A 25,364-nucleotide genomic window follows, 5' to 3' on the forward strand; every position below is an offset into this window, starting at 1 on the left:
CGCCGCATGCTGCGCCGCCCCTCCCTTCCGCTCGGTCCCCTGCTGCTGGGGCTGGTTCTGGCAGTGCCGGCCGCGGCGCCCGCCTCGGCGGTGGAAAGCGCCGCCATAAGCTCGCCCCGCGCCACCGCGACCCTGGTGGCCGATAGCGCGGCGGTGGCGCCGGGCCAGACCTTCCAGCTGGGGCTGCGGCTACGTCTCGCGCCCGGCTGGCACAGCTACTGGCGCAATGCCGGCGATGCCGGGGCGGCGCCGGAAGTGGTGCTGAACCTGCCGGAGGGCGCCAGCGCGGGACCCATCGCCTGGCCGGCGCCGGAGCGCATCCCCTACGGCCCGTTGGTCAATTACGGCTACACGAACGAGGTGCTGCTGCCCCTGCCGGTGACCCTGCCGGCCAGCCTGGCGCCCGGCGAGCTGCTGACCCTGCAGGCCGAGGCGACCTGGCTGGTCTGCGCCGATGTCTGCATCCCGGAGGAGGGTCAGTTCAGCCTGACCCTGCCGGTGGCGGAGACCGCGACCCCCTCCCCCCTCGCCGCCCCGCTGTTCGAGGCCGCGGACGCCGCCCTGCCGCGCGCCCTGCCCTGGCCGGTGCAGGCCGGCGGCGGCGCCGGGCGGGCCAGCCTGACGCTGGGCGGCACCGGCCTGACCCCGGCGGCCTTGCAGGACGCCTTCTTCTTCCCGGCCGAGCCAGGGGTGCTGGACAATACGGCGCCGCAGCCGATGACGCTGCGCGACGGCCGCCTGACCCTCGGCCTGACCCTGCTGCCCGATGCGGCGGCGGCGGCGCTGGAGGGCACGCTGGTGCTGCGCGACGGCGGCGGCCAGCGCGCGGCCTTCGCGATTTCCGCCCCTCTCGTCGGTCCGGCCGAGAGCGCCGCCACCCTGCCGCTGTGGCAGGCGCTGCTGCTGGCCCTGGCGGGCGGGCTGATCCTGAACCTGATGCCCTGCGTCTTCCCCGTCCTGGCCATGAAGGCCATGGCGCTGGCGCGGCTGGGCGGCGCGGCAAGGGGGGAAATCCGCTGGCACGCCACCGCCTACACCGCCGGGGTGCTGGTGAGTTTTGGCGCGATCGGCGGGCTGCTGGTGGCGCTGCGCGCGGCCGGCACGGCGGCGGGCTGGGGCTTCCAGTTCACCGAACCCGCCTTCGTCGCCGCCATGGCCTGGCTGGTGCTGGCGGTGGGGCTGAACCTTTCGGGCGTCTTCGTGCTGGGCCGCACCATGGGGGCCGGCCAGTCGCTGGCCGGGCGCGGCGGGGCGCTGGGCGCCTTCGCCACCGGCGGGCTGGCCGTGCTGCTGGCGACCCCCTGCACCGCACCCTTCATGGCGGCCGCACTCGGCGCCGCGCTGGTGATGCCGCCGGCGGCGACCATGGCGGTGTTCCTTGCCCTCGGCCTGGGGCTGGCGGCGCCCTATGCGCTGCTCGGCCTGGCGCCGGGCCTGGCCTGCGCCCTGCCGCGGCCGGGCCTCTGGATGGAGCGGCTGCGCCAGGCGCTGGCCTTCCCGATGTATGCCACCGCCGCCTGGCTGGTCTGGGTGCTGGCGCTGCAGGCGGGGCCGGATGGGGTGCTTTTGGGCCTGGCGGGGGCGGTGGTGCTGGCGGCCGGCCTCTGGGGGCTGGGGCTGGCCCAGCGCGCCGGGGCCGGCGGCTGGCGCATCGCCGGTGTGACGGCGGCAGGGGTGGCCGTGCTGGCCGCCCTGGCCCTGCTGCCGCGGCTGTCCGCCGCCCCGGCCGTGGCAGCCCAGGCCGACGCCCAGGCCGAGCCCTGGTCCGCCGCCCGCGTGGAGGCGCTGCGCGCCGCCGGGCGGCCGGTCTTCGTCAATGCGACCGCCGCCTGGTGCATCACCTGCCAGGTGAATGACCGGGTGGCCCTGCGCGCCGCCGCGGTGCGGGATGCCTTCGCGGCGCAGGACGTGGCCTATCTCAAGGCCGATTGGACGCGCGGCGACCCCGCGATCGGCGCCATGCTGCGCGAGCAGGGGCGGGAGGGCGTGCCGCTCTACCTCTACTGGGCGCCGGGCGCCGCCACCCCGCAGGTGCTGCCGCAGATCCTGACCGAGGGCCTGGTGCTGGAGGCGCTGCGCGGCGGCTGAAGCTGTGGCGTCAAGACCCGGTTCACATGGCGCGGCGCAGGATGGCGGCCATGCGCCGCCCGCTGCCGCTCCTGCTGGCCCTTCTGAGCCCGCTTCTGGCCTCCGCACCCCTCCGGGCGCAGGAGCCGCCGTCCTGCACCGAGGCGCGGGAGGGCACGGTGGCCTGCATCGCTGGCAAGCTCTGCACCTGCCGCTTCATCCCCGGCGGCAGCATGACACGGCGGCCGGACCGGCATGGCTGGGATTGCGGCATCCTACGCCCGGCCTGCGGCGAGGGGCTGGTGCCGCCTTCCGCGACGCCGGTCCTGCCGGAGCTGCTGCCGCCCAGCCTTCTGCTGCCGAACCCGATGCCGCCCTACCTGCCGCAGCCGGAGCGCCGCTTCCCGCGGTGAACCGGGACGGCCCGCCGCTTCAGCGGCGGCCGCGGCTGGGGGCGGCGGGGGCCGAGTCGGGTGGCAAGTCTTCCTCCAGCACCGTCAGCATCACGGAATAGGAGACCTCCCCCTCCTCATCGTCGCGATGCACCGTGCCGATCACCTCGTCCTGCACCGAGACCTCGACCGAAAGGCCGGGCCTGGCGGGGGCGAGCAGGGTGATGCGGTCCGTGGCCAGCAGGCGACGCAGATAGGCCTGCACGCGTGCAATCTCGGATGGCTTCATCCGTGGGGAACTCCAGTCGCTAAGGGGCGCCCCCTATGCACCGCGACGGCGCGCAGGTCGAGGCGTGGCTCAGGCCGAAGGCGGGCCGCCGGTCATCTTCGCGAAGACCTGGCGGTCCCGGTTGTCCTGCATCAGCATGGCGAAGCCGGTGATGGTATCGAGGCCGAGGCCGATGGGCAGGCCGGTCTCGGGGTGGGGCTGGATGTCGGCATAGGCGGCGCCGGCCATCTTCTCCCACTTCCCGGCCGGCTTCTTCACTTCGACATGCGCCACGGTGGCCTTCAGCACCAGCCGCACGATCGCCTCCTTCGGCGCGCGGGGCTTGGTGAGGCTGGGATGGCCGGCGAGCATCTGCCAGCCATGGGCCAGTGCCCAGCGGGTGAGCTCTTCCTTGTCCATGCCACCTGTCCGCCCGCTTTGTCCGGCCCCGGCTATGGCCCCGCGGCGGGGCGCCTGGCAACAGCCGTGTCGCCGGCGGGGCGCAAAATGCGCCAGGCGGGGGGGTGGCGGGGTTGCGGCGCGCGGGGGGTCTGGTAGATAGCCCGCCTTGCGCGGGACGGGTGGCCGAGTGGTCGATGGCGCACGCCTGGAAAGTGTGTATACGTGAAAGCGTATCGTGGGTTCGAATCCCACCCCGTCCGCCAGTTCCCATACGAGCCATGCTCTCCGCATGACCGGACGTCGCGCTGAGTGGCAGGTTTCCTGGGGTTTTCGGGGCAGACCTGTTGACTGGCGCGACGCCGAGACGGCCCAAAATCGCTCTCCCGAGGCCCTTTCTCTCCGGACCTCCTGACTTGGGCGTTTTAGTACGGAACGCAAAAACCTAGGTCAAAGGCCAGTTTCCGCGCGGCGGACGCTTGCTCTGGTTCGAACCCCACTTGCCCGAAATCCGTACTTCGAGAGCGAACACCTCGGTACGCTTTGCTCAACGCAGAGCACCTTCGGCAGGAGGCCTCCACAATCTGGCTGCGGCATGACGCCGGCCTAAGGCCCGGCGTCTGCTCGTTTGGCCAGAATTGCGGCGAGGCAGGCCGTGGCCGCATCGGAGAAATTCGAGGTTGGGCCGCCGAGCGGCCTGACTTCCAATAGTTCAGGAACCTTGCCGACCCAGGGGTTGCCCTCCATGACGGCGAGCCAACCGCTCAGTTCTTGGGAGAGCAGCGCCTTTTCGGCAGCCAGGATTTCTTCCTCGCTCGGGTCACTATGCCGCCCAAGGGTCACGTATCGGCCATCGGGCGCGACAACCACCCATCGGCGCTCGCGAGATCGTTCGGTTTCTGAGGCCATGGGCGGACTATGGCTCGGATAGCGCGAACCAGGAAGCGCCAGCCTGTCGCCATCGAACAATAGCACTAGCCAGAAATTTGAGGTCCCACAAACACTGGCATTGCTGATGAAGCTGGAAGCTGAACTGCCGGCATTCTGCGTTCAACTACCTGGGAAATAGTCGGGCGGTGATCGTGGGGCGCCTGACTGGTCAATGCACTCACAACGCTCTGCATGACTGGCGGGCAAACCCCATTTCCTAACATCTTGATTTTGTCTCGTCTGGAACCTTGATCGAGTATGTAATCCTCGCCAAAACCCATCGCGCGCCGCAACTCGTCAACCTGCAGCATTCGCATGCGCGGCTCGCCATCAATCCACTCGACAAGCCCAAATCGATCCAGCGTCGTAAGCGTGCGGATTGGTCGATCGAGCGGCTGCCATCCGCCGGCGCCATCACTGCTGTAGTAGACAATCAGGAACGGAACATCGCGCCCAAGTGCATCGATAGCTCGCTTGGCGCGCGCGACAGTCGGTTCCGCCAAGCCGCTGCCAAACACCGAGCGGGTCTTGTAGGTTCCGGTGGGCGCCAGGATATCCAACACGGTCAGTCGACGCTCGGTGAGCGGAGTTGGAGGCTCAGGCGGCCCATCTTTGCTGCACATCAGAAAAAGCCGACGACGGGTCTGGGGTGCGCCGAAGTCCTGGGCGTCGAGCACGTGCTCCGTGACGTGCATATGCTCCTTGAGCGCCGCCAGAAAGTTCGGATAACGCTCCCACGTCCGCATTTGGATTACGTTTTCAATGACCGCCCATCGCGGATTCAGCTTCCTGATGAACTTGAGTACGTGGAAGGCGGTGGCCCGGCTCCCCTCATCCTTCACCCTCGCTCCGCGAGCCGGTGTGTGGCTTGTGCACTCGGGCGACGCCAGGACGAGATCGATATGCCCTATGTCGCCAAGGAGAGCCTTGTCGGATCGGCGGTTCAGACGCGTCTCGACGACCCGCGCTCCGGGAAAGTTCCGACGGTAGGTCGAAGCCGCCATGCTCCAGGCGTCGACAGCTCCCACCATCTCGACACCTGCGGCGCGGGCACCCCAGGAGCTCCCACCACCGCCACAGAAAAGATCTATGCCACGAATCGCCATCAAGGACGATTCGTAACAGGCTGAGCGTAGGAGCGCGAGCCTGGGCGAAGGCTTGCGAAAGGCAGAGTATCAGGGCGTAGCGTCCAAGGCCTTTTTCACCCGGGCCACGCTACCCTCGGGATCGCGAGCAAGCTGATGCTCCCAGACACGGACCACTCGCCAGCCCGAACGCCTCAGACGCCGGAAATTCCTGGAATCTCTGAGTCTTGTCGCCTCGATCTTTGCCTCCCAGGCTTCTGACAGCTTGTCGCGCCAAACCGGGAAGCGCCAGCCATGCCAGAAGTCACCGTCGACAAATACGGCAACGCGGCGATCCCGAAACACGAAGTCAGGACGCCCAGGCAGATCTCGGGCGTGGGATTCCCATGCGAGGCCGACCTCGGAAAGCAGGGCGGCGAGGCGAAGCTCCGGGCCTGTGCCTTTCCCCTTGATGCGGGCCATAACCCGACTGCGCGTCTCCACCGACATGATATCCCCGCGGTGCCTGCGTTGGCCGGCTGGACGCTCCGCTTCAGCCGGACCGCCTTCTAGAATGATCCCTTTCTTTCTTTTTCGTATTATTGTCGGTCTTCTGATCATGCGCCCCGAATCGAGCCCCCTGCATGCCGTTTGAAATGGCCCCGCCTTCAGCGCATGCGCTGGTTGAAGCCATGCGTGGGCTTGGATACACACTTTGGACGGCCGTCGCCGACATCGTCGACAACAGCATAGCCGCCGGCGCACGCGCTGTCCGAATCGACTTCCAGTGGGACGGCCCCCAGACCTGGATACGAGTGGCCGATGACGGCCACGGCATGAGTGAGGCAGAGCTTACCCAGGCAATGCGGGCCGGAGCGAGGAACCCGCTCTCGATTCGAAATACTACCGACCTTGGCCGTTTCGGTCTTGGCTTGAAGACCGCCTCGTTTTCGCAGTGCCGCCGGCTGACCGTAAGCTCGCGACGTGCAGGCTTGGCCCCGGCCTGCCGCGTCTGGGATCTGGACGAGATCGCGAAGCACGACGAATGGCGTCTCGCAACCGAGCCGATGCCATCCTCAGTTCCACTTCTGGCGCCCCTCCAGGACATGCCGCAGGGCACGGTTGTGCTTTGGGAAAAGCTCGATCGGATCGTTGCCGCCGACGCTGTTGCCGACGATGCGCGTGCCGAAGACGCATTTCTCAGCCAGATCGGTCGGACCGAGCGTCACCTTGCGATGATCTTCCATCGCTACCTCGATGCCCCCGGTAGTCCGCTGCATATCCTGTTCAACGGGGCGGGTCCGCAAAGCAGGCTCCGCGGATGGGATCCCTTCATGGATACCCATCCAGCTACGTCGCGAACGCCAGACGAACGCCTGCGCCATGGCGATGTCGAGGTTCGGGTGCAGGGCTTCATCCTGCCCCATCGTGACCGGCTGGACGAACGCACTGCTGAGCTCGGAGGCGGACCCGAAGGGTGGGTCTCCCAGCAAGGCTTCTATGTCTACCGTAACCGCCGACTTCTCGTGCCTGGTGACTGGCTCGGACTCGGTCATCCCCGACGATGGGCCAAGGAGGATGCCTATCGCCTCGCAAGGCTTCGGTTGGACATCCCCAATTCTGCCGACGCCGCCTGGTCGATCGACGTGCGCAAATCGACCGCCGCCCCGCCCCGGTCACTGCGCGGTCGCCTGACCGATCTTGCCGAACGCGTCCGGGCAGACGCGAGGCGGGTCTTCCTGCATCGCGGGAGTTACGGCCCGCGCGCGCCAGCCCCGAATCTCCAAAGGGCTTGGACCGCTGTCGAACGCCGTGACGGTATGGCCTACAGAATCGATCGCGCGCATCCCGCGGTCGCTCGCGTGCTGGCTGAATCATCCGGATCAACCGAGGCCGTCGAAGCGATGCTCCGGGTCATCGAGGAGACCGTTCCCGTTCATCGCATTTGGATCGAGACGGCAGAACGCGAGGGGCTGGCACCGACCGGATTCAGCGCAACACCGCCGGCCGAAGTGAGATCTGTTGCGGAGGCATTGTACAGCGACTTCACGACGCGCATGGGATTGAGCGACGACAGCGCGCGAACCCTCCTCATGCGAACAGAACCGTTCAACAGCTTTCCCGACCTCGTTGCTTCGCTCGGGGTGCGTACCGTGGAGAAACCATGAGCGACACAATAGCCGCCGCCAGGGCCATGGCGCAGACGTTGATCAACGTCAGGCGCGCGACAGCGCCAATCACCAGAGAAGTCATCGCTTCGGTGGTCGATGATGTCCTGAGGTTGCCGGGCCTGGGAGCGAGCGCCCTTGAGCGCAGCACGCTGATCGCGGACCTCGAGAGTGCCTACACGGTCTGGATCGGGCGCGCGACGCAGTTGACGGACAACGACGACCATGTCGCCTGGCTCAATGCCGAGCGGAAGCGCGACTGGCGATACTGGGCGCGGTATGAGCTTTTTCTGCGCTCGCGCCTGCCTGACGCAGCCCTTCGCGGCCTCGATCAGGAGACCGACAGAATCCTGGGCCTGATCGAAGATCCACTGCGGGCGGGCGCGTGGGACCGCAGGGGCCTCGTTGTGGGCCATGTCCAATCGGGCAAAACAGGCAATTACACGGGGCTGATCAACAAGGCCGCCGATGCCGGGTACACGGTCATCATCGTCCTGGCGGGGCTGCACAACAACCTACGGAGCCAAACACAGCAGCGCCTGGATGAAGGCTTCCTGGGATACGATAGCGGCGCGGTGCGAGGGGCCGATTCCCGTGCGCCAGAAGAAATCGGCGTTGGGACGTGCGATCCGTCCCTTCGGCCAGATACCATCACCCACCGCACTCAGAATGGGGATTTCAAGACCGCTCGGGCGAAGGGGTTCAACATCAATCCCGGTCGCGCCCCGCTGCTGTTCGTCATCAAGAAAAATCCCACGGTCCTCAGAAACTTATTGGACTGGGTGCGATGGGCAGCAAACAGCCATGATCCGGAGACCGGAAGGAGAATTGTCGTCAACGTCCCGCTCTTGATGATCGATGACGAAGCCGACCACGCGTCCGTCGATACGAAGGAAATGGACTTTGGCCCTGACGGAAGGCCTGACGAGGATCACGATCCCACGAAGATCAACCAGCTGATCCGGCAGATACTCTATGCCTTCGAGAAGAGTGCGTATGTCGGTTACACCGCAACGCCATTCGCCAACATCTTCATTCACGAGAGCGCGCGCACGGTGGAGTGCGGCGACGACCTCTTTCCCCGCAGCTTCATCGTGAACCTGCCAGCACCATCCAACTATGCTGGCCCGGTTCGTGTGTTCGGTGTGCCGCCTGCTGACGGTCGCGAGGCCCGACCGCCCCTGCCGCTCACGCGGACAATACCATCCGACGAGAGCGCGACATGGGTGCCTCCGCGGCACCGGAATGGTCATCGCCCAGTTTGGCAAGGCGCGGCCGAAGTGCCTCCGTCACTCTCGGAAGCGATCCACGCGTTCGTGCTTGTGTGCGCCGTGCGCCGCGCGCGAGGTGAAACACGCGCGCACAACTCCATGCTCGTCCACGTCACGCGGTTCACGAGTGTCCAGAATGCGGTGCGAGATCAGGTACACGCCGAGCTCGACCGCATCGCAACACGCCTTCGGCTTGGTGAGCGGGAAGGCGGTTCGTCGGTCAGGGCGGCTCTGAAACGGCTGTTCGAGGAAGACTTTCACCCAACCACCGAGGCGGTTCGGGAGGAGATGGACGATCCGACCTTGCGCAACATGTCCTGGGCCGAGGTCGAGCCGTTCCTCTCAGCAGCAGCGGCAGACATTCGTATCATGGAGATAAACGGGACGGCGCGTGATGTCCTCGAATACACGACGCATCGGGATACGGGTCTGAATGTCATCGCAATCGGCGGCGACAAGCTGGCCCGCGGCCTGACGCTGGAAGGCTTGTCGGTCAGCTACTTCCTCCGCGCCTCCCGGATGTACGACACACTGATGCAAATGGGGCGCTGGTTCGGATACCGGCCAGGGTATCTTGATGTCTGCCGGCTCTACACGACCGACGATCTCATAGACTGGTTCGAGCATATCACGCAGGCCAATGAGGAGTTGCGGGCAGAATTTGACCATATGGCGGCGGTCGGCGGCACGCCTCGCGAGTACGGTCTGAAGGTCATGTCGCACCCGGCGCTCCTCGTGACTTCGCGAGTGAAGATGCGGCACGGCATGGATATGCAGTTGTCGTATGCCGGGTCGGTCTCTGAAACGACAGTCTTCGACACTGCCGAACCGGTGCTACGGCGCAATCTCGACGCGGCTCAGAGGTTCCTCGAAGCCCTCGGTCCGCCTGACCGCGGTGGCGATGAGCCTGGCGCTCCTGATGTGCGTCAGGATCGTCCGACTGGTGCGCATAGTTGGGAGGGGGCACGCCTCTGGGAGAACAAGCCGGCCAGCGACGTCCTCGCCTTCCTTAACGCGGTTTCCACTCATGCGGAGGCCACGCGCGCAAACAGCGCGCTCTTGAGAGAATACATCCTCCGCCAGAACGCGGTAGGCGAGCTCACGGACTGGACGATCGGTCTTCTGGCAGGCGACGGGGCCGAACTCACTGTGGCTCCGTTTGAGGGCTGGGAATCGATTACGCGCAGTCCACGGAGCAAGGCAGAGATGGAGCGCGATACGTCACGCTATGTGATCCGTCGTCTCCTGGCACCACGTGACGAAGCCATGGATTTGGATGCTGCTGCCTGGGCTGCGGCCATGGCCAGGACGGTTCAGGACGCGACCACGCCGCAACCGCCGACAAGCCCAAGCGGGCCGAGCTTGCGCGATCAGCGCCCGGCAACTCGCGGTCTTCTTCTGATCTATCCCCTCAATCCGGAGCCCGCATCGCTGAACCTGCCCTTGGTCGGCTTCGGCATCAGCTTCCCCAGTAGCACTACGGCCAGGCGAATCACCTACAAGGTGAACAACACCTATCGGCGCCAAGAGCTCGAGGACACTGGCGCATGAGCGAGCTGCAGGCCGCGTGGTCTTCGCTTGGCGCATCCGACGCAGCGGGTGACGGATGGCTCGCCCGACGGGTGCATGCCGCGTCGTCGGTACCTCTCTTCGCGGCGCTCGGGATGCCAGCATCGATTCCTTCTCTGCTCATCGAGGTCGAAGCAGCCGTGGTCCCACCCATTGGCCAATGGCCGGCCGGACGGGGCTTCGACGTTGTTCCGCACAGGCGGTCGGCGGGCCCGAACGGTGTGCTCTGGGTCGCACTCAGTCTGAAGGGTCCGCAGTTCCACGACACCTTCGCTGTCCTCGCTGAAGACGTGGCAACCCATGTTGCCGCGGCGCCGGATGCGGCGTCGGCAGTGAGGGCGCTTTTGGGGCGCCTTCGCACCTGGCAGGAATTCCTCCGCAGGCACGATCTCGGCGAACTTTCGACGCCGGAGCAGACTGGCCTCTTCGCCGAACTCGACATCATGGAAGTGCTGTTGTTGCCGCGCCTGCCGGCAATGGATGCTCTCCTTGCCTGGAAGTCACCGGACGATGGGCTTCATGACTTCCGCTTTGCGGGCGCTGCGGTGGAGGTGAAGGGGACAACCAGGATCCCGCCTCTTGAGTTCAGCGTGTCTGGCTTGGCCCAGCTCGACGAGACAGCTGTCGACTGGCTCGGACTTACTGTTGTTTCGCTAGCTGAGGGCGGGGATGGCGCCGTCAACCTTCCTGGTCTCGTCGAGCGAATCCGCAACCGACTTGCTGCGGAGGACCCTGCATCATCGGGACGCTTCACTGAGATGCTTGCGTCCAGGGGCTACCTGGATGTGCACAGCGCCAGCTATGCCAGCCGCTTCCTCACAGTGGTGCAGCGCCACGCCTTCCGTGTGGAGGCAGGGTTTCCGCGCCTCCGGGCCGGTGATGTTCCGGCCGGAATTCGGGAATGCAGATACGACGTGGCCATTGAGAGTTGTACGGCATTTGAAGTCGAGCTCGACGCGTTCGGATCTGCAGTCTTCGGGGGGGCACCATGAGTTCGGATCGGGAACTGCGAGAATTCGTTCGTCGCACCCATGCTGAGGTTCGGGATCGGGCCTCCCCCACGGATGCCGGTGACGCGGATTTCCGTGAGAACGCTTTCGCCGGATGGGTGCTCGAATTTTTCGAAGAAGCGGGCGTGACGTCGGGAGGAGATGTATCGCACTTTGAGGGCCGTGTGGGCCGGAGCGTTGGCAAGGTAAATGGCTACGCCATAGGCGATGACGAGGACACGCTCGCACTCGTGGTTGCGATCCACAACGACACCGAGGAAGCAGTCACCGTCGCTCCGACCGATATCAGCAGGGCGGCAGGTCAGGCAGCGCGTTTTCTCGAAGGTGCCCTTGGAAACCTCAAAGATGCCGTCGAAGCATCTGCCACCCATGCGGAGATGGTGCGCCGAATTGCGGACCTGACCGGCCAGCTTCGCTCCGCCACGATTCACGTGGTGACGGACGGGATTTCATCGGCGAAAGAGGTACGGGCACTCGAAGTGAAGGGTGTGCCGGTTCGCTTCGAGGTATGGGATGCTGAGCGCCTGTTCCGCGTCATGCAGGCAGGGCGGCCTCGCGACGAGATTGAAATCGACTTCAGCGAGCTCTGTGGTTCATCCGTCCCCTGTCTTCCGGCTGCCCGTCACGAAGGCAACTACGAAGCGTATGTCGCCATCATCCCGGGCGACGCACTGGCCAAGCTCTACGACGAATACGGCGCACAACTTCTCGAGCTTAATGTCCGCTCCTTTCTTTCAGCTCGCGGCCGCATCAATGCCGGTATCAGGAAGACGCTCCGCGAGCAGCCTCTTCGCTTCCTGGCCTACAACAACGGCATCGTGGCCACGGCAGATAGCATCGTCCTGGAAAAGCTGTCCGACGGGCGGCCGGCCATTCGCTCGGTGCGGGGGCTGCAGATCGTGAACGGTGGCCAGACAACAGCTTCGATCCATCGGGCCTGGAAGACGGATCGCGCCGACGTGTCGCGGGTCATGGTGCAGGCGAAGCTCGCAGTCATCGATTCCGGCCACGAGGAGGAGGTTGTTCGAGAAATCTCCCGCTGCGCCAATACGCAGAACGTCGTGCAGATGGCTGATTTCTCGGCGAACGACCCCTTCCACGTGACGCTTGAGGGGTTGTCCCGAAGGGTTTGGTGCCCCGGAGAACAGGGGCGCTGGTTCTATGAACGCGCCAGAGGGCAGTACCAGGAGGAGAAGGCGAAGGCCTCGACACCAGCGAGGCAGCGTCGATTCACTGAACAGACGCCGCCGTCCCGGCGTTTCGTGAAGACCGACGTAGCCCGGTATCAGAATACCTGGGAATTGAAGCCCCAAACGGTCTGCTTCGGCTCCCAAAAGAATTTCGACTCATTCGCCCAGGATCTGCGGGTTCGAAAGGGCGAATTCCTTCCCGATGAGGTCTGGTATCGAGAGTTGATCGCGAAGGCCATCCTCTACCGTGCCGCCGAGAAAATCGTGCGCGACGCCAAGCTGCCAGCCTATCGCACTCAGGTGGCGACGTATCTCATGGCGTTGCTCGTAGACCGATCCGGCAGCAGGCTTGATCTCGACGGGATATGGAAGCGGCAGGGACTAACGACGGAGCTATTGTCGCTGCTCGGATCCTGGGTCCAGCCTGTCCTGGCAGCGGTGACCGAGTCAGCCGCGGGCCGTAACGTCACCGAATGGTGCAAAAAGCGCGAGTGCTGGGATGCCGTCAGGCATGTTGCGGTCCCCATGCCTCCTGCGCTGCCGGCGGAATTGTCGACGGGCTTGGCAACGGCCACTGGCAGCACGACGACGGCAGACGGCTCCGTGACATCGGCTGACCTTGAAAACATAGCAGCGTGCAAGCGGCTCGATGGTCCTACGTGGCTGCGCATCTCGGGCGAAGGTCGCCGTCTTGGCCTTTTGAAGGAGTGGGAGGCCGGCATCGCCCATACTCTCAGTGGTTACGCGGCGAGCGGCTGGGACCGGAATCCATCACCGAAGCAGGCAGGGCACGCCGTAAGGATCATGCTGCTTCCAGAGATCCAAGCCTTGATTGCCGACGATCGCGAGGCTGGAGCGTGACTCTGGTCTCGATCCGTTACTGACCTCCAGATCGGCCAGATCTCCAACGCTGAACTTCCCATATTGTCGGGACGCCCTTCATCAGTTCAGGCAGCATCATCTCGCTGGGCTGTTGCCCATCGAGGATCGCCTCGACGATATCCGGCGCCAGCAGCGTCAGGCGCAGCAGCCGAGACACGTAGGATGAGTTGATCTTTTCCCCGGCCGCCAAGTCATCGATCGTGCTGTAGCGGCCCGTCTCGATCAATCGGCGCCACCGGAACGCCCGGGCCACGGCTTTCACCAACGTGGTGTCGGCGCCCGAAGCACCAGGACTCGCCGGGCTGCTCGGCGCGACCATCAGCTTCCGCCCGCCCCGCAGCTTCCGGATCGCCAGCGGTACCCTCACGGTCAGCATCTGCGCGGCGCCGGTCACGCTGCCGCCCTCGTCGGTTCGGCCGGCGTTGCCAGGTCCCGCGCTAGGCTGGCCAGCCCCTCCAGCTTCAGCCGCACGTCGGCGCCGCCCACCCCGATGTCCACCCGGTCGACCAGCATGCGGATGATCCGCGCCTGCTCGGCGGGGAACAGCTCCTCCCACAGCGGGTCCAGCCGCTCCAGCGCCAGCCGCGCCTCGTCCTCCGTCATGTCCGGCGCCGAGACGCGCGCCGCACGCCACGCACCGAGCACCACTTCCGGCTGGCGCAGCAGCCCCCGGACCTGGGCGATGACCGCGCCCTCGATCTCCGCGGCGGAAATGCGCGCGACGGCCGGCCCGTCGGCCGCGCTGCCCTTCAGCACCGACTGGCTGACATAGTAGCGGTACTGCTGGCCGCGGCGCCCCCGCGCGTGGGTAGGCGACATGGCACGTCCGTCGCTCCCGAAGATCAGCCCGCGCAGCAGCGAAGGCGTCTGGCAGCGCGTCCGGTTGGCGCGGGTCCGCGGGCTGATTGTCAGGAGGGCGTGCGCCGCGTCCCACATCGCCTGCGGCACGATGGCGGCGTGCTCGCCCGGGTGCGACTTCCCCTTGTGCATCGCCTCGCCGAGATAGGTGCGGTTGCTCAACACCCGATACACGTCGCTCTTGGTAAAGGCGCGGCCGCGCTTCGTGGTGGCGCCCTCGGCCCGAAGCGCCAGCACCAGCTTCGTGCCGGATTCCGTTTCGACGAAGCCCTCGAAGATCCTGCGCACCAGCGCCGCCTCGGCGTCGTTCACCAGCAGCTTGCGATCCCGCGCGTCGTAGCCGAGCGGCACGAAGCCGCCCATCCAGATCCCGCGCGCCCGCGACGCCGCCACTTTGTCGCGGATGCGCTCGCCAATGACCTCGCGCTCGAACTGCGCGAAGCTGAGTAGGATGTTCAGCGTGAGGCGACCCATGCTGGTGGTCGTGTTGAACGACTGCGTGACGGAGACGAAGGTCACGCTGTTCGCGTCGAACACCTCCACCAGCTTGGCGAAATCCATCAGCGCGCGCGACAGTCGGTCGATCTTGTAGACCACCACCACGTCGATCAGGCCGCGCTCGACATCGGCCAGCAGGCGCCGCAGTGAAGGCCGTTCCAGCGTTCCGCCGGACACGCCGCCATCGTCGTAGCGGTCGCGGACCAGCACCCAGCCCTCCGACCGCTGGCTGGTGATGTAGGCCTCACACGCCTCGCGCTGCGCGTCGAGCGAGTTGAACTCCATGTCGAGCCCCTCCTCGCTCGACTTGCGCGTGTACACGGCGGCGCGGATCTTCCGCACCGTTGCCGGCATCGCGGCCTCGGCGGCTGGCTTGCGCTTCATGCCGTGCCCCTCCGGTTCTTCAGGCCGAAGAACAGCCAGCCATTCCAGCGGGTGCCGGTGATGGCGCGGGCGATAGAGGAGAGCGACTGGTACGGGCGCCCCTGATACTCATAGCCGTCGTGCAGCACCGTGACGCTGTGCTCGATGCCCTGGTACTCGCGGATCAGCCGGGTGCCGGCGATCGGCTTGTCGTCGCCGCGGATGCGCCGGAGGACGGGGTTGCCGCCGTCCAGCTGCTCGCCCAGCGCCTCGAGGCGCTGGATCGTCTCGGGCTTCAGGCCGCCATAGGCCAGCTCCTGGATGCGGTAGGCCAGGCGACTTTCCAGGAAGCGCCGATTGTAGGGCGGCGGCTCGGCCGCGAAGAGTTCCCGCCATTGCTGCTTCAGGTCCGGCGTGGCGGTGGTCTTCAATGCCGCCAACCGGCCCAGCAGGTCGGCCGGCGGGATGGCGGGGATGGTCGGCGCCGGCGGGGTGCCGGCTTTGGATTTGGTGGCGCGTGTCATGCGGGTCTCCGGTTGGTCCGGTTCGCATCCAGGCGCTGGGGGGCTGGGAAGTGTAGGCCACGCTCTCCCTGGTCAGCAGCTTGGCGTGCAGCTTCCTCGGCAGCGCGGCTGCGCAGCCGCAGTAGGCCGGCAGCGAGGATGCCGCAGACCTCGCGAAGATGGGGTGGGAGGTGCTGATTAATGGGCGTTTTTTCTGCCCTCGATGTTTGCATGTCGGTCGCAGCCCAATTTCCTCCCCTCACCTACCGAGCGCTGCCATTAGGTGTCGGGGTCGACCAAACCGAATGCTTGAACAAAAAAGGAACATTCGCTATCTGAGATGTCCCGTCTGTAACATTCAATCCCTGATTGTCCCGGAGGCCCATGGCATCCTTTAATCCACGGAAGTTCTCCGACCCTGACCGCCTGCGCGCCATCTCGCCGGACCGCCTCATCGCCTTTCTGGCGCCGTGGAGGGCCTTTCTGGAGACGCGTGGCCTGCGCTTCCCAGACCCGCCAGATACCGAGATCGAATACGCTGAGCTGGCGCACGTCCTCATGACGCCAGATCGCACCACGCCAAGCGACATGGTCGACGCGCTCTATTATGTCCATGAGACCGCCAGTGCGCAGGACATGGACGAATTGCTCGCCGCGGCGCGCAGTCAGGGTCTGCCCATCGTCGATGATCCGATGGCGACGCCGGTCGACCTCGCGATCGATATCTGGCTCGCAGCGCCCGAACTGGTGCGCTCGCGCCACGCCGAAGCCATCGCCATGCGGCAGCAGAATTTCGAGTATTTCGGACCGCAGCATCCGGTTCGCGCCGCCTTTCCTGATGTCGACGCCGTGCTTCGCGTGCGGATCGAGGCTGAGCTGGACGATTGGTTCGAATCCCACAAGCGCGGACGCGGCTGCCGCGTGTTCGTCATCGGCCATGCGCCAATGACATGGATTCTCATCAGGCATGGGCAAACCATGCGGCGAGAGGCGAGCCAGCGTGACGATGGCGAGGCAGGCACTGAGTTCTACCGGCCGCAGCGCCACGACGTGCTGATCTACGATGAGCGCAGTGGCGAGATTGGCGTCCATGCGCCGACCAAGGGCGAACGCAATCTCTATCTCCGAACGCTCGGCAAGTTCCTATTCACGGGCGAGGAGCACTTCCCGCCTGCCGGAAAGTTCACGCTCGACCCGCTTGTGACGCACGGCGGTGCCGCCCTGAATGTGCATGATATCCAGGGAATCAGCCGCGTGCGCCTGATTGAGTACCGGCGCTATTGGGGCGGGCCGTATTCCGAGACCGAGATCAGGAAGGCCGAGGACGTGTTCGCCGCCTTGGCCCAGCGCAGCCCTGCAACGCTGGGCGGTGGCCGCCTGGTCAGTGCAACCTTCAAGGTCACCTTCGACGGTCAGGAGAAGGACCGCTCCGTGACAATCCGGCCGCCTGGCATTGCCCGCTTCGAACGAAACGATGACAGCGAACTCATCGAACACTGGCTTCGGGAGCGGGATTTCATTCTGACGGGTCAGGACACGGATGATGACGAAGCCGCTACGGCAGTTCTGGAAGTCGCTGGATGAACTGCCTGGCGTGGCCACCGATCGCCGCGCCTGGACCGCACGCCTGGGCACCGAATTCGCCCTCGCGGCGCGCTATCTGCGCAAGACCGGCGATCTTGCCACCGCCATCGAGTGTCCGTCCCTTGGCGGCGATGGCTGCCCGCGTAACGTTATCAAACTGCCTGCGGGCGGCTACCGCGCCGTCTGTCGATCATCAACGGGGCGCTGCGACCCTGTCGAGCTGACCGCCAGCGATCTCAGCATCCTGAGCCTCGACGAACACCGGCTTTACAGCGAACTCACGGCAGCCTTCTCGATCTTGCCACCATCCCGCCCGCCCGGTCGCGGGCGCGTCGTCCATCTGGGTGAACATGGAGTCGCTGCCGGCCTCGGTGCGCCCGTCCTGTTCGCCCGGCCCGGCCCCGAGCTTCCCCTGCATGACGATGATTTCAGACAGGGCGGCCTTGGCAGGGAGCGAGCAGTGGTGCTCGTGCCGACGAACTCGTCATTGCCACCCTCGGTCAGCGCGCGCCTGTCTGGCCAGGGACACCTCGTGGTGAGCCTGGCAGACATCACCCATGTGCACCCGAAAGACGGACTGGCGCTGGTTCAGCCGGTTGAGGTGCTCCTGCATGATCTTCGCACGGCCCTGCTGGCGCGCATTGGCGCAGCATCCCTGGGGCCGCGTATCGCGCTGCCTCCCAACACCACCTGGGCGCAGATCACGCTGCGGCTGACCGCCAGCGAGACGGTGATCTGCAACGGACCGAATGTCGCGCGGCAGATGGATCCCGCGGATTTCGGCATGAAGAGCAGGAAGAACGCCAAGCCGATTGCCGCATGGACGATGTTCGTCACCATCGCCGCCGCCCACGGCACCCTGAAGCTGGACGGCGGGGCGCCTGCCGAGCGGGTCAAGAAGCAGAAGCAGATCCTGAGCGAACACCTCCAGGCCACCTTCGGCATCCCGGGCGACCCGATTCTATGGGACGAGAGGCAGCGGGCCTACGTCGCCAGCTTCGTCGTCCGCGACGAGAGGCCGCTGGCCGAGCGGGCCGCGCCACGCCGCCGGTGAATATTCACCGGCACCCGGCCCGCCATCGCTACTTTTTTCTTCTCAAATAACGCCATGATTCCGCTGGCTTTCGCCATCACCGCCGCCGTCTCGCGCGCGTAACGGCACCCTCTCCAGCGAAGTTTCGCCGGTCGCCATCGATCGGGCCGCGCGCCCGTCCTCGATCGACGGCGAAACCTCATGGACCAACTCACACGCGACGCGGCACTCGACGCCCGAACGCGCAAGCATATCCGCAACACGGCCCGGCGCCTGGCACGGCGCGGCGGCGTCCCCGGCATGGATGCCGAGGACATCGAGCAGGACCTCTTCCTGGATCTTTGGCGGCGCCGCGCGGGTTTCGACCCAGAAAGGGCAAGCTTCGCGACCTTCGCGGACCGCGTCATCGCCCATCGCGTGGCGACACTGACCTGCCCCACAGCGCGACTGAGGGCGGAGCGTCGGCAGGTTGGCATCGACGAGCCGATCGAAGGCGATGCGGGGCAAACCCTGGCGGATGTGCTGGCCGATCCAATGGCTCCCGGCGAACTGGACCATGGCCTAGCGGTGGACTTGCGGCGCTTTGTGGCAGGCCTGACGCCGGCACTCCAGCGCTGCTGCGAGATCCTGCTGGCACCGAACCTCCGCGTCGCCACGGTGCAGGCCGGCGTGCATCACTCCTCCATCTACGAAAATGCGCACCGGCTCCGCCGGCAGGCCGAGGCGGCCGGGCTGAAGGAATACATCGGGCCACCCCGACACCTCCCGCGTCACGCCGGTAGGTGCCTGGCATGAGCACGCACCACCGCCAGCATGGCGACGCCCAAAGCGTCCACCTCCGTCACCTGAGCCAGCAGGACCTTGCGGCGCGGTGGCGCATGTCAGTTCGCACGCTGGAGCGTTGGCGCTCGCAGCATCACGGTCCGGCGTTCCTGAAGCTCGGTGGACGTGTCGCATACCGGATCGAGGACGTGGAGGCATTCGAGGCAGCCCAACTGCGCGAGAGTACCGCCGCCTGAACTTCCCCGGCCTTCCTGCCGGGTCTTCCAGGGAATGCAACACCGCTGCAAGGCGGAAATACCTGGACGGTCTGCTCCACCGCGTCGGAGCCCGGCAGCACTTTCACCGACGAACGACGAGCGCGACGAGAGGAGTTGCGCTTCCAATGTCCACAACCAAACCGCGGCTAGAACAACTGCGCCAGTCTTCCGGGTTGGCCGCCCTGCCGGACAGCATTACGACCGGGCAGCCGGGCGAATTCGGCCACACGGTCACCAAGCCGATCGGGCAGGCAACCGTCGACGATATCGCCTTCGCGATCCAGGCACTGAACAGCGAGAGCAGCGAGGTCTTCCGGCGTCTCGATGCGCTGCGACGGCTGCATGACCGTTCTCGTCGTGCCGGCGGCCTGGGTGCCGAACTCGCCATAGATGCGGCAATGCGGGTCGAGGAGGGCAGCTGGTGAGCATGCCCTTCGACCGGCGGCCCACTGGCCGCGTCATGCCGTACCTCGCCGACCTCTCCCAGCCGAAGGAGTGAGGTCGGCCATGGGCAAATCCTCCCGCGACAAGGGCCTGCGCCGCGAGCGCGCCATCGTCGACATCCACACGAAATGCGGCCTGCGCGCCGAGCGTGTGCCGCTCTCCGGCGCCGTCCGGTACCGCGGCAATGGCGCCGACGTCGATCTCTACGTCCGCGGCCCCGAGCCGGTGAAGGCCGAGGTCAAGGCACGCGGCGAGGGTGACGGCTTCAAGACGCTGGAGCGCTGGCTCGGCAGCAACGACGCGCTGTTCCTCTGGCGAGATCGCGCGACGCCGATGGTGGTCCTGCCGCTCCACGTCTGGATCGAGATCGCGCGCCGCAGCGTGCGCTGCACGGAGCCCGATGCCGATCGCGAGCGCGCCCACCGCGCGCGCCAGGCCGAGGAAGGTCCGCTGTCGCCGGCCGATGCCATCGCCGGGGCGACGCCGTGAGCCCGCGCACCGCCCGCCGCGTGCACGCCATCGGCGAAGCGCTCCGCACCCTGGCCGGCGGCGCGCTGCTCGCCGGCGGCTTCATCGCGCTCCTCTGGCTCGCCGAGCTGGCGACCATCCCATGAGTGCCACCCCCATGCCGATGCCCGCGCCCGCCCGGCCGCCTGCATCGCCCATCCAGCCGGGCACCTCCTCGCTGAACGGGACCACCATGACCAACCGAACCACTCTGGCGCAGCTGCGCGAGATGGACGCCGCGCAGGCCGCCCGCCTGCCCGTCGATCATCTGGCGCTGCTGCTGGAAGAGGTCGGGGCGCTGAAGGCCGACGCCAAGCACCTCGCCGACCTGCTGCACGACGCGCTGCATGCCCGCTACGGCGCCCCCGCCGCCGCGGCCCGTCGCGCCGAGGGCAAAGATACCGGCCGCATCCGCATCGCGGATGAGGCCTTCGAGGTCGTCGCTGATCTCCCGAAGAAAGCGGCGTGGGACCAGCCGAAGCTGGCCGCGGCGGTGGCCACTATCGTCGCGTGGGGCGAGGACCCCGCGGACTACGTCACCACCGAGATCCGCGTGCCGGAGAGCCGCTTCACGGCGTGGCCACCGCGCATCCGTGCGGTCTTCGAGCCGGCACGCACCGTCGCCACCGGCCGCCCCTCCTACACCCTCGAACAGAAGGACGCCGCGTGATGGCGCACGAACTCCGCATCCAGGTCGTCATCCCGCTGCAGGGTGATGCCGTCGCCCGCGCGAAGGACGTCGCCGCCTTCGAGCCGACGCTCGACAGCTTCACCGAAGTCGTGGCGCGCGCTGGCGGCGACATCAAGGTCGACGTCATCAAGGCCAAGCCGCGCGCCGCGAAGCAGGAGGCGCACTGATGGCGATCTCCCTCGCATCCCTGCGGCGTGGTGGTGACGCCCGCCCGCCGCGACTGCTCACCTATGGCGTGGCTGGCGTCGGCAAGACGCTGTTCGCAACCTCCGCGCCGCGGCCGGTGGTCGTGCAGACCGAGGACGGGCTCGGCACGATCAGCGCAGCCACCTTCGGCGTGCTGCGCAGCTTCGACGCGGTGATGGAGGCGCTCGGCAGCCTCTACACCGAGGCGCACGACTTCGAGACCCTGGTGGTGGACAGCCTCGACTGGCTGGAGCCGCTGGTTTGGCAACACACGGCGCAGACGCACAACCAGCCGGACATCGAGTCGTTCGGCTACGGCAAGGGCTATCTCGCCGCGCTGGATACCTGGCGCAGCTTCCTCGATGGCGTGAATGCGCTGCGCGACGAACGCGGCATGGGCGTGATCCTGATCGCCCACGCCGAGATCAAGCGCTTCGACAGCCCAGAGACCGAACCCTACGACCGGTACCAGCCGAAGCTCCATCGCAGCGCCTCCGCGCTGGTGCAGGAGCATGTCGATGCCGTGCTCTTCGCGAACTATCGCGTCAGCACGCTGAAGTCCGACGTCGGCTTCAACAAGAAGGTGGTCCGCGGCGTGAGCGGCGGCGATCGCCTGCTGCACACCGCTGAACGCCCGGCATTTCTTGCGAAGAACCGCTTCGGGCTGGCCGAGACGCTGCCGCTGTCCTGGCCCGAGCTCGCCGCCGGCATCCCCTTCTACGCGACGCCGCCCAGCGCCGCCCCCGCCTCCACCACCGAAGCCCGGAGCTGACCCATGGCATCCCTCAATGGAACCTTTGACGCGACGGAAGTCGCCCCCGCCGTCCCGCTCGAGGTGCTGCCGCCCGGCAAATACCTCGCGCATCTGATCGAGAGCGAGATGCTGCCGACGAAGGCCGGCGATGGGCAGCTGCTCAAGCTGGTGTTCGAGGTGCTGGAAGGCCCCTCCGCGCGCCGGAAGATCTTCGACCAGCTGAACCTGGTTAACCGCAACGAACAGACGGTGGAGATCGCGCAGCGCACTCTGTCTGCCATCTGCCACGCGGTCGGCCAGGTGCATGTCAGCGACAGTGAGCAGCTGCACTTCAAGGCGCTGATCGTGACGCTGAAGGTCGAGCCGGCCGGTCCCGACAAATACGGCGTGCACCGCGAGGCGCGGAATAAGGTCGCCGGGTACTCGGCCGCCAACGCCGGCGCTGCTGCCGGCACCGCCCCGCGCCCTGCCACCCCGGGGCCCCGTCCGGCCGCCGCGGCACCTCCGCCGGCCGCCCGCACCGGCGCGGCAGCGACCCCGCCCTGGCGCCGCAATGCCTGATCATCTGCCGGCAGGCCGCCTGCCTGCCGGCCTCCCTTTCTCGAACCAGGATCAGGTCATGGCCGCCCTTCCTCCGCCCGCATGTCCCACCGTCACCGCCATCTACGCGGCCTATGAGGCGGCAGCGGATAGCGGCTATCGCGCGCATCTCGGCGCCTCGCTGATCGGCACCGAATGCGAGCGCGCCATCTGGTATTCGTTCCGCTGGGCCACGCGTGCGCGCCACACCGGCCGGCTGCTGCGGCTGTTCGACACCGGCAATCTGGCCGAGGCCCGCTTCGTCGCCGACCTGCGCCGCATCGGCGTCACCGTCCTGGACCTGGATCCCGCAACGGGGCGGCAGTGGAACCTGCGCGACGCCTCCGGCCACTTCGGCGGCAGCATGGACGCCGTGGCGATCGGCCTACCCGAGGCGCCGGCGACCTGGCACGTCTGCGAGTTCAAGACGCACAGCGCCAAGTCCTTCGCCAAGCTGAAGGCCGAGGGCGTCGCCGCCTCCAAGCCGCTGCACTGGGCGCAGATGCAGGCATATATGCAGCTCGCCGGCCTCGATCGGGCCTTCTATCTGGCGGTCTGCAAGGATACGGACGAGCTCTATCAGGAGCGTATTCGCCACGATGCCGAGGCCGGGCTGCGGATCCTGGCCAAGGCCGAGCGCATCATCGGCGCGGCCCGCCCCCCGGCCCGCATCAGCCAGGATCCCGCCTGGTGGCAGTGCCGCTTCTGCGACCACCACGCCGTCTGCCATGCCGGCGCGGCACCGGAGCGGCATTGCCGGTCCTGCCTGCATGCCTCGTCGGTCCACGGCGGCGACTGGCACTGCGCCCGGCACAGCGCCCCTCTGGACCGGCGCGACCAGGAGGCCGGCTGCGCCGCACATCTCTATCTGCCCGACTTCGTGGCCGCCGAGCAGGTCGACGCCGGCGAGGACTGGGTCACGTATCGGCTCGCGGACGGCACCGCATGGCGTGACGGCGTGCCAGCCGCGACGCCGCCCGACATCGTCTCCCATCTGCCGTGCCGGATCTGCGGCAGCACGATCTATCGCGTCGGGCCCGGCAAGGGGCCGCATATCGCCGAGCTGATCTGCACTGGGTGCGAGGTGGGCGGCCGTTGGCTCAGCAAGGTGGACGCCGTGGCGATGGGGGTGACGGCATGACCCCGGTCCTCCACGCCATCGAGCGCAAGGCCGTCTGCGGCACCTGCGTCTTCTGGCAGCTCGCCACCAGCCGGTCGGATGATGGCTATCAGGACGAAGGCCTGTGCCGGCGGCGCGCACCCTCGGCCATCCCCTCCACCAGCATCTGCAGCGACGGTCAGGACATGGGCGGCGAGCAGGGCTTGCTCACGGCCTGGCCGCGCACCTTCAGCGAGAGCGACTGGTGCGGCGAGTGGAAGGTCCGCGGCGAATATGGCGGGCGGAACCGCCCCGGGGAGGAGGCATCCGCATGACCCTCTCCCTCCGCCCGTATCAGCGCGCTGCAATCGAGGCGCTCTACGACTATTTTTCTGCCAGCAGCGGCAACCCGCTGGTCGTGATGCCGACCGGCACCGGCAAGAGCCTCTGCATCGCCGGCTTCACGCGCGAGGCGATCGCCGCCTATGGCGACACTCGCGTGCTGATCCTCACTCACGTGAAGGAGCTGATCCAGCAGAACTTCATGGCCATGCTGCGTGCCTGGCCGGAGGCGCCGGCCGGCATCTACTCGGCCGGGCTGTCTCGCCGCGACATCCATGCGCAGATCCTGTTCGCCGGCATCCAGTCCATCCACCGCCATGCGCGGCAGGTGCAGCGCTGCGACCTGGTGCTGATCGACGAGGCGCACCTGCTCGGCCGCGGCGACAGCGGCATGTACCGCACCTTCCTGACGCAACTGAACGAGATCAACGCCGGGCTGCTGAAGGTGGTCGGCTTCACGGCCACGCCCTATCGCCTGGACAGCGGCATGCTGCACGAGGGCAAGGACCGGCTCTTCACCGACATCGCCTTCCAGGTGCCGGTGCTGGAGATGATCCAGCAGGGCTATCTCTGCCCCGTTGTCCCGAAGCAGACCTCGACGCAGCTTGACGTCGGTGGTGTAGGCACCCGCGGTGGCGAATTCATCGCCAAGGACCTCGAGGCGGCGGTCGACCGCGACGAGGTTACCCGCGCCGCGGTGGCCGAGATCGTGCAGCACGGCGAGGGTCGCGGCTCGTGGCTAGTGTTCTGCTCCGGCGTCGCTCATGCGCGCCATGTCCGTGACGCCATCCGGGAGCACGGCATCTCCGCTGAGACGGTCACCGGCGACACGCCGGGGCCGGAGCGCGACGGCATCCTGGCGGCCTTCAAGGCGGGGCGGCTGCGGTGCGTCACCAACGCCAATGTCCTGACCACCGGCTTCGACGCGCCGGGCACCGACCTCATTGCACTCCTGCGCCCCACCAAGAGCGTCGGTCTCTATGTGCAGATGGTCGGCCGCGGCACGCGCCTCGCCGAGGGCAAGGATGACTGCTTGGTCTTGGACTTCGCCGGCAACACGGCGCGACACGGCCCGATCGACACCGTGGATGGTCGAAAGAAGGAACCCGCCGGCGATGGCGAGGCGCCGATCAAGGTCTGCCCCGAATGCCAGACCATCAACCACGCCAGCGCGCGGCACTGCATCGAGTGCGATCATGAGTTCCCGCCACCGGTCGTGAAGGTGGCGCCGCAGGCGGCCTCGAACGCGCTGCTGTCGACGCAGATCCAGGCAGCCTGGTGCGACGTCACCGGCATCACCTATGCCCGGCACGACAAGCCCGGGAAGCCCGCCTCGCTGCGCGTCACCTATGAATGCGGCCTCGCGCGGCACAGCGAGTGGGTCTGCTTCGAGCACACCGGCTTTCCGCGCGGCAAGGCGGCGGGCTGGTGGCGGCGGCGTGCTGGCAATCTTCCGCCCCCGGCAACGGTGGATGAGGCGCTCGAACAGCTCGACCACCTGCGTCGCCCGATCGCGATCCAGGTGCGGCCCGCGGGCCAATACACCGAGATCGCCGCCGCGAGGTTCGTGTGAGATGCGCAGCATGTCGCCTCCGCACCGCCCGCGGCTTCGGCTGGTTCGATCCGCGCGTGCGGATCAGCGAGCCGCTGCCGGCCTGTTCCATGCGCTGCAT

The 25,364-nt window shown here is 66.9% G+C and carries 28 protein-coding genes and 1 tRNA gene; 21 read left to right on the forward strand and 8 right to left on the reverse strand.

The annotated features are described in order from the left end of the window. Positions 1 to 6 precede the first annotated feature (6 nt). Together J3S20_RS23765 and J3S20_RS23770 are read left to right on the forward strand one after the other, a co-directional pair. Entirely contained in the window at positions 7 to 2,088 is a 2,082-nt protein-coding gene (locus J3S20_RS23765; RefSeq protein WP_216839247.1) for a protein-disulfide reductase DsbD family protein, read from the forward strand. Positions 2,089 to 2,138: 50 nt separating this feature from the next. Next, entirely contained in the window at positions 2,139 to 2,480 is a 342-nt protein-coding gene (locus tag J3S20_RS23770; RefSeq protein WP_216839249.1) for a hypothetical protein, read from the forward strand. A gap of 19 nt (positions 2,481 to 2,499) precedes the next feature. Here the strand turns inward: J3S20_RS23770 and J3S20_RS23775 are convergent, their stop codons facing one another. Then, the gene (locus J3S20_RS23775; protein WP_216839250.1) at positions 2,500 to 2,748 is read right to left on the reverse strand and encodes a DUF3126 family protein; all 249 of its coding nucleotides are present in this window, start codon (positions 2,746 to 2,748) and stop codon (positions 2,500 to 2,502) included. A gap of 69 nt (positions 2,749 to 2,817) precedes the next feature. Continuing rightward, positions 2,818 to 3,147 (reverse strand): hypothetical protein, encoded by a 330-nt coding sequence (locus J3S20_RS23780; protein ID WP_216839252.1) that lies wholly within the window; start codon positions 3,145 to 3,147, stop codon positions 2,818 to 2,820. Between the two features lie 155 nt (positions 3,148 to 3,302). On the opposite strand from J3S20_RS23780, the gene J3S20_RS23785 reads away from it, so the two are divergent. After that, positions 3,303 to 3,392 (forward strand) — tRNA-Ser (locus J3S20_RS23785). A gap of 340 nt (positions 3,393 to 3,732) precedes the next feature. Here the strand turns inward: J3S20_RS23785 and J3S20_RS23790 are convergent. The 3 genes from J3S20_RS23790 to J3S20_RS23800 all read right to left on the reverse strand — a co-directional run bounded on the left by J3S20_RS23790 (position 3,733) and on the right by J3S20_RS23800 (position 5,630). Next, entirely contained in the window at positions 3,733 to 4,035 is a 303-nt protein-coding gene (locus J3S20_RS23790; RefSeq protein WP_216839254.1) for a hypothetical protein, read from the reverse strand. A 65-nt stretch (positions 4,036 to 4,100) separates the two neighbouring features. After that, entirely contained in the window at positions 4,101 to 5,162 is a 1,062-nt protein-coding gene (locus J3S20_RS23795; RefSeq protein ID WP_216839256.1) for a DNA cytosine methyltransferase, read from the reverse strand. A 69-nt stretch (positions 5,163 to 5,231) separates the two neighbouring features. Beyond that, positions 5,232 to 5,630, reverse strand: coding sequence for a very short patch repair endonuclease (locus J3S20_RS23800; RefSeq protein ID WP_246603205.1), 399 nt, complete (start codon positions 5,628 to 5,630; stop codon positions 5,232 to 5,234). A 134-nt stretch (positions 5,631 to 5,764) separates the two neighbouring features. Between J3S20_RS23800 and J3S20_RS23805 the strand changes: the two genes are divergently transcribed. From J3S20_RS23805 to J3S20_RS23820, 4 genes are read left to right on the forward strand one after another with little or no spacing between them, the layout of a single operon-like run. Next, a complete protein-coding gene (locus J3S20_RS23805) occupies positions 5,765 to 7,288 on the forward strand; it encodes an ATP-binding protein (RefSeq protein ID WP_246603206.1) in 1,524 nt (507 codons plus the stop codon). Then, positions 7,285 to 10,110 carry a Z1 domain-containing protein gene (locus tag J3S20_RS23810; RefSeq protein WP_216839260.1) on the forward strand — a complete coding sequence of 942 codons (2,826 nt, stop codon included), beginning with the start codon at positions 7,285 to 7,287 and terminating at the stop codon, positions 10,108 to 10,110. The genes J3S20_RS23805 and J3S20_RS23810 overlap by 4 nt, the downstream gene beginning before the upstream one ends. After that, the gene (locus J3S20_RS23815; protein ID WP_216839262.1) at positions 10,107 to 11,120 is read left to right on the forward strand and encodes a PD-(D/E)XK motif protein; all 1,014 of its coding nucleotides are present in this window, start codon (positions 10,107 to 10,109) and stop codon (positions 11,118 to 11,120) included. The genes J3S20_RS23810 and J3S20_RS23815 overlap by 4 nt, the downstream gene beginning before the upstream one ends. Further along, positions 11,117 to 13,189: an AIPR family protein gene (locus J3S20_RS23820; RefSeq protein ID WP_216839264.1), complete on the forward strand. Its 2,073-nt coding sequence runs from the start codon at positions 11,117 to 11,119 to the stop codon at positions 13,187 to 13,189. Before J3S20_RS23815 ends, J3S20_RS23820 begins: the two co-directional genes overlap by 4 nt. A gap of 16 nt (positions 13,190 to 13,205) precedes the next feature. Here the strand turns inward: J3S20_RS23820 and J3S20_RS23825 are convergent, their stop codons facing one another. Genes J3S20_RS23825 through J3S20_RS23835 form a run of 3 tightly spaced genes read right to left on the reverse strand, consistent with a single transcriptional unit; the run spans position 13,206 to position 15,453 of the window. Next, positions 13,206 to 13,604 carry a hypothetical protein gene (locus J3S20_RS23825; RefSeq protein ID WP_343215284.1) on the reverse strand — a complete coding sequence of 133 codons (399 nt, stop codon included), beginning with the start codon at positions 13,602 to 13,604 and terminating at the stop codon, positions 13,206 to 13,208. Continuing rightward, the gene (locus tag J3S20_RS23830; protein WP_216839266.1) at positions 13,601 to 14,950 is read right to left on the reverse strand and encodes a recombinase family protein; all 1,350 of its coding nucleotides are present in this window, start codon (positions 14,948 to 14,950) and stop codon (positions 13,601 to 13,603) included. Before J3S20_RS23830 ends, J3S20_RS23825 begins: the two co-directional genes overlap by 4 nt. Further along, the gene (locus J3S20_RS23835; RefSeq protein WP_216839268.1) at positions 14,947 to 15,453 is read right to left on the reverse strand and encodes a DUF2924 domain-containing protein; all 507 of its coding nucleotides are present in this window, start codon (positions 15,451 to 15,453) and stop codon (positions 14,947 to 14,949) included. Before J3S20_RS23835 ends, J3S20_RS23830 begins: the two co-directional genes overlap by 4 nt. A 363-nt stretch (positions 15,454 to 15,816) precedes the next feature. Between J3S20_RS23835 and J3S20_RS23840 the strand changes: the two genes are divergently transcribed. From J3S20_RS23840 to J3S20_RS23900, 14 genes are all read left to right on the forward strand, one after another. After that, positions 15,817 to 17,016, forward strand: coding sequence for a hypothetical protein (locus tag J3S20_RS23840; protein ID WP_216839270.1), 1,200 nt, complete (start codon positions 15,817 to 15,819; stop codon positions 17,014 to 17,016). Next, positions 16,973 to 18,070: a hypothetical protein gene (locus J3S20_RS23845; RefSeq protein WP_216839272.1), complete on the forward strand. Its 1,098-nt coding sequence runs from the start codon at positions 16,973 to 16,975 to the stop codon at positions 18,068 to 18,070. Before J3S20_RS23840 ends, J3S20_RS23845 begins: the two co-directional genes overlap by 44 nt. A gap of 180 nt (positions 18,071 to 18,250) precedes the next feature. Continuing rightward, the gene (locus J3S20_RS23850; RefSeq protein WP_216839274.1) at positions 18,251 to 18,844 is read left to right on the forward strand and encodes a sigma factor; all 594 of its coding nucleotides are present in this window, start codon (positions 18,251 to 18,253) and stop codon (positions 18,842 to 18,844) included. Then, positions 18,841 to 19,068, forward strand: coding sequence for a helix-turn-helix transcriptional regulator (locus J3S20_RS23855; protein ID WP_216839276.1), 228 nt, complete (start codon positions 18,841 to 18,843; stop codon positions 19,066 to 19,068). Before J3S20_RS23850 ends, J3S20_RS23855 begins: the two co-directional genes overlap by 4 nt. 146 nt (positions 19,069 to 19,214) lie before the next feature. Next, the gene (locus tag J3S20_RS23860; protein WP_216839278.1) at positions 19,215 to 19,514 is read left to right on the forward strand and encodes a hypothetical protein; all 300 of its coding nucleotides are present in this window, start codon (positions 19,215 to 19,217) and stop codon (positions 19,512 to 19,514) included. An 82-nt stretch (positions 19,515 to 19,596) separates the two neighbouring features. Next, the gene (locus J3S20_RS23865; RefSeq protein ID WP_216839280.1) at positions 19,597 to 20,022 is read left to right on the forward strand and encodes a hypothetical protein; all 426 of its coding nucleotides are present in this window, start codon (positions 19,597 to 19,599) and stop codon (positions 20,020 to 20,022) included. Beyond that, complete coding sequence (locus tag J3S20_RS30965) at positions 20,019 to 20,147, forward strand: hypothetical protein (RefSeq protein ID WP_281419604.1); 129 nt, start codon at positions 20,019 to 20,021, stop codon at positions 20,145 to 20,147. The genes J3S20_RS23865 and J3S20_RS30965 overlap by 4 nt, the downstream gene beginning before the upstream one ends. Then, entirely contained in the window at positions 20,144 to 20,710 is a 567-nt protein-coding gene (locus tag J3S20_RS23870) for a hypothetical protein (protein ID WP_246603207.1), read from the forward strand. The genes J3S20_RS30965 and J3S20_RS23870 overlap by 4 nt, the downstream gene beginning before the upstream one ends. Further along, positions 20,710 to 20,898 carry a hypothetical protein gene (locus J3S20_RS23875; protein WP_137126656.1) on the forward strand — a complete coding sequence of 63 codons (189 nt, stop codon included), beginning with the start codon at positions 20,710 to 20,712 and terminating at the stop codon, positions 20,896 to 20,898. Before J3S20_RS23870 ends, J3S20_RS23875 begins: the two co-directional genes overlap by 1 nt. Beyond that, positions 20,898 to 21,689, forward strand: coding sequence for an ATP-binding protein (locus tag J3S20_RS23880; RefSeq protein ID WP_216839283.1), 792 nt, complete (start codon positions 20,898 to 20,900; stop codon positions 21,687 to 21,689). Before J3S20_RS23875 ends, J3S20_RS23880 begins: the two co-directional genes overlap by 1 nt. Before the next feature lie 3 nt (positions 21,690 to 21,692). Next, on the forward strand, positions 21,693 to 22,232 hold the full coding sequence (locus J3S20_RS23885; RefSeq protein WP_216839285.1) for a DUF669 domain-containing protein: 540 nt from the start codon (positions 21,693 to 21,695) through the stop codon (positions 22,230 to 22,232). Positions 22,233 to 22,290: 58 nt separating this feature from the next. Then, complete coding sequence (locus J3S20_RS23890) at positions 22,291 to 23,391, forward strand: PD-(D/E)XK nuclease family protein (protein WP_216839287.1); 1,101 nt, start codon at positions 22,291 to 22,293, stop codon at positions 23,389 to 23,391. Next, complete coding sequence (locus tag J3S20_RS23895; protein ID WP_216839289.1) at positions 23,388 to 23,684, forward strand: hypothetical protein; 297 nt, start codon at positions 23,388 to 23,390, stop codon at positions 23,682 to 23,684. Before J3S20_RS23890 ends, J3S20_RS23895 begins: the two co-directional genes overlap by 4 nt. Continuing rightward, on the forward strand, positions 23,681 to 25,264 hold the full coding sequence (locus J3S20_RS23900) for a DEAD/DEAH box helicase (protein ID WP_216839290.1): 1,584 nt from the start codon (positions 23,681 to 23,683) through the stop codon (positions 25,262 to 25,264). The genes J3S20_RS23895 and J3S20_RS23900 overlap by 4 nt, the downstream gene beginning before the upstream one ends. Positions 25,265 to 25,364 lie beyond the last annotated feature (100 nt).

Origin of the sequence: Falsiroseomonas tokyonensis, from assembly GCF_019024325.1 — a bacterium.
GTDB classification, from domain to species: domain Bacteria; phylum Pseudomonadota; class Alphaproteobacteria; order Acetobacterales; family Acetobacteraceae; genus Falsiroseomonas; species Falsiroseomonas tokyonensis.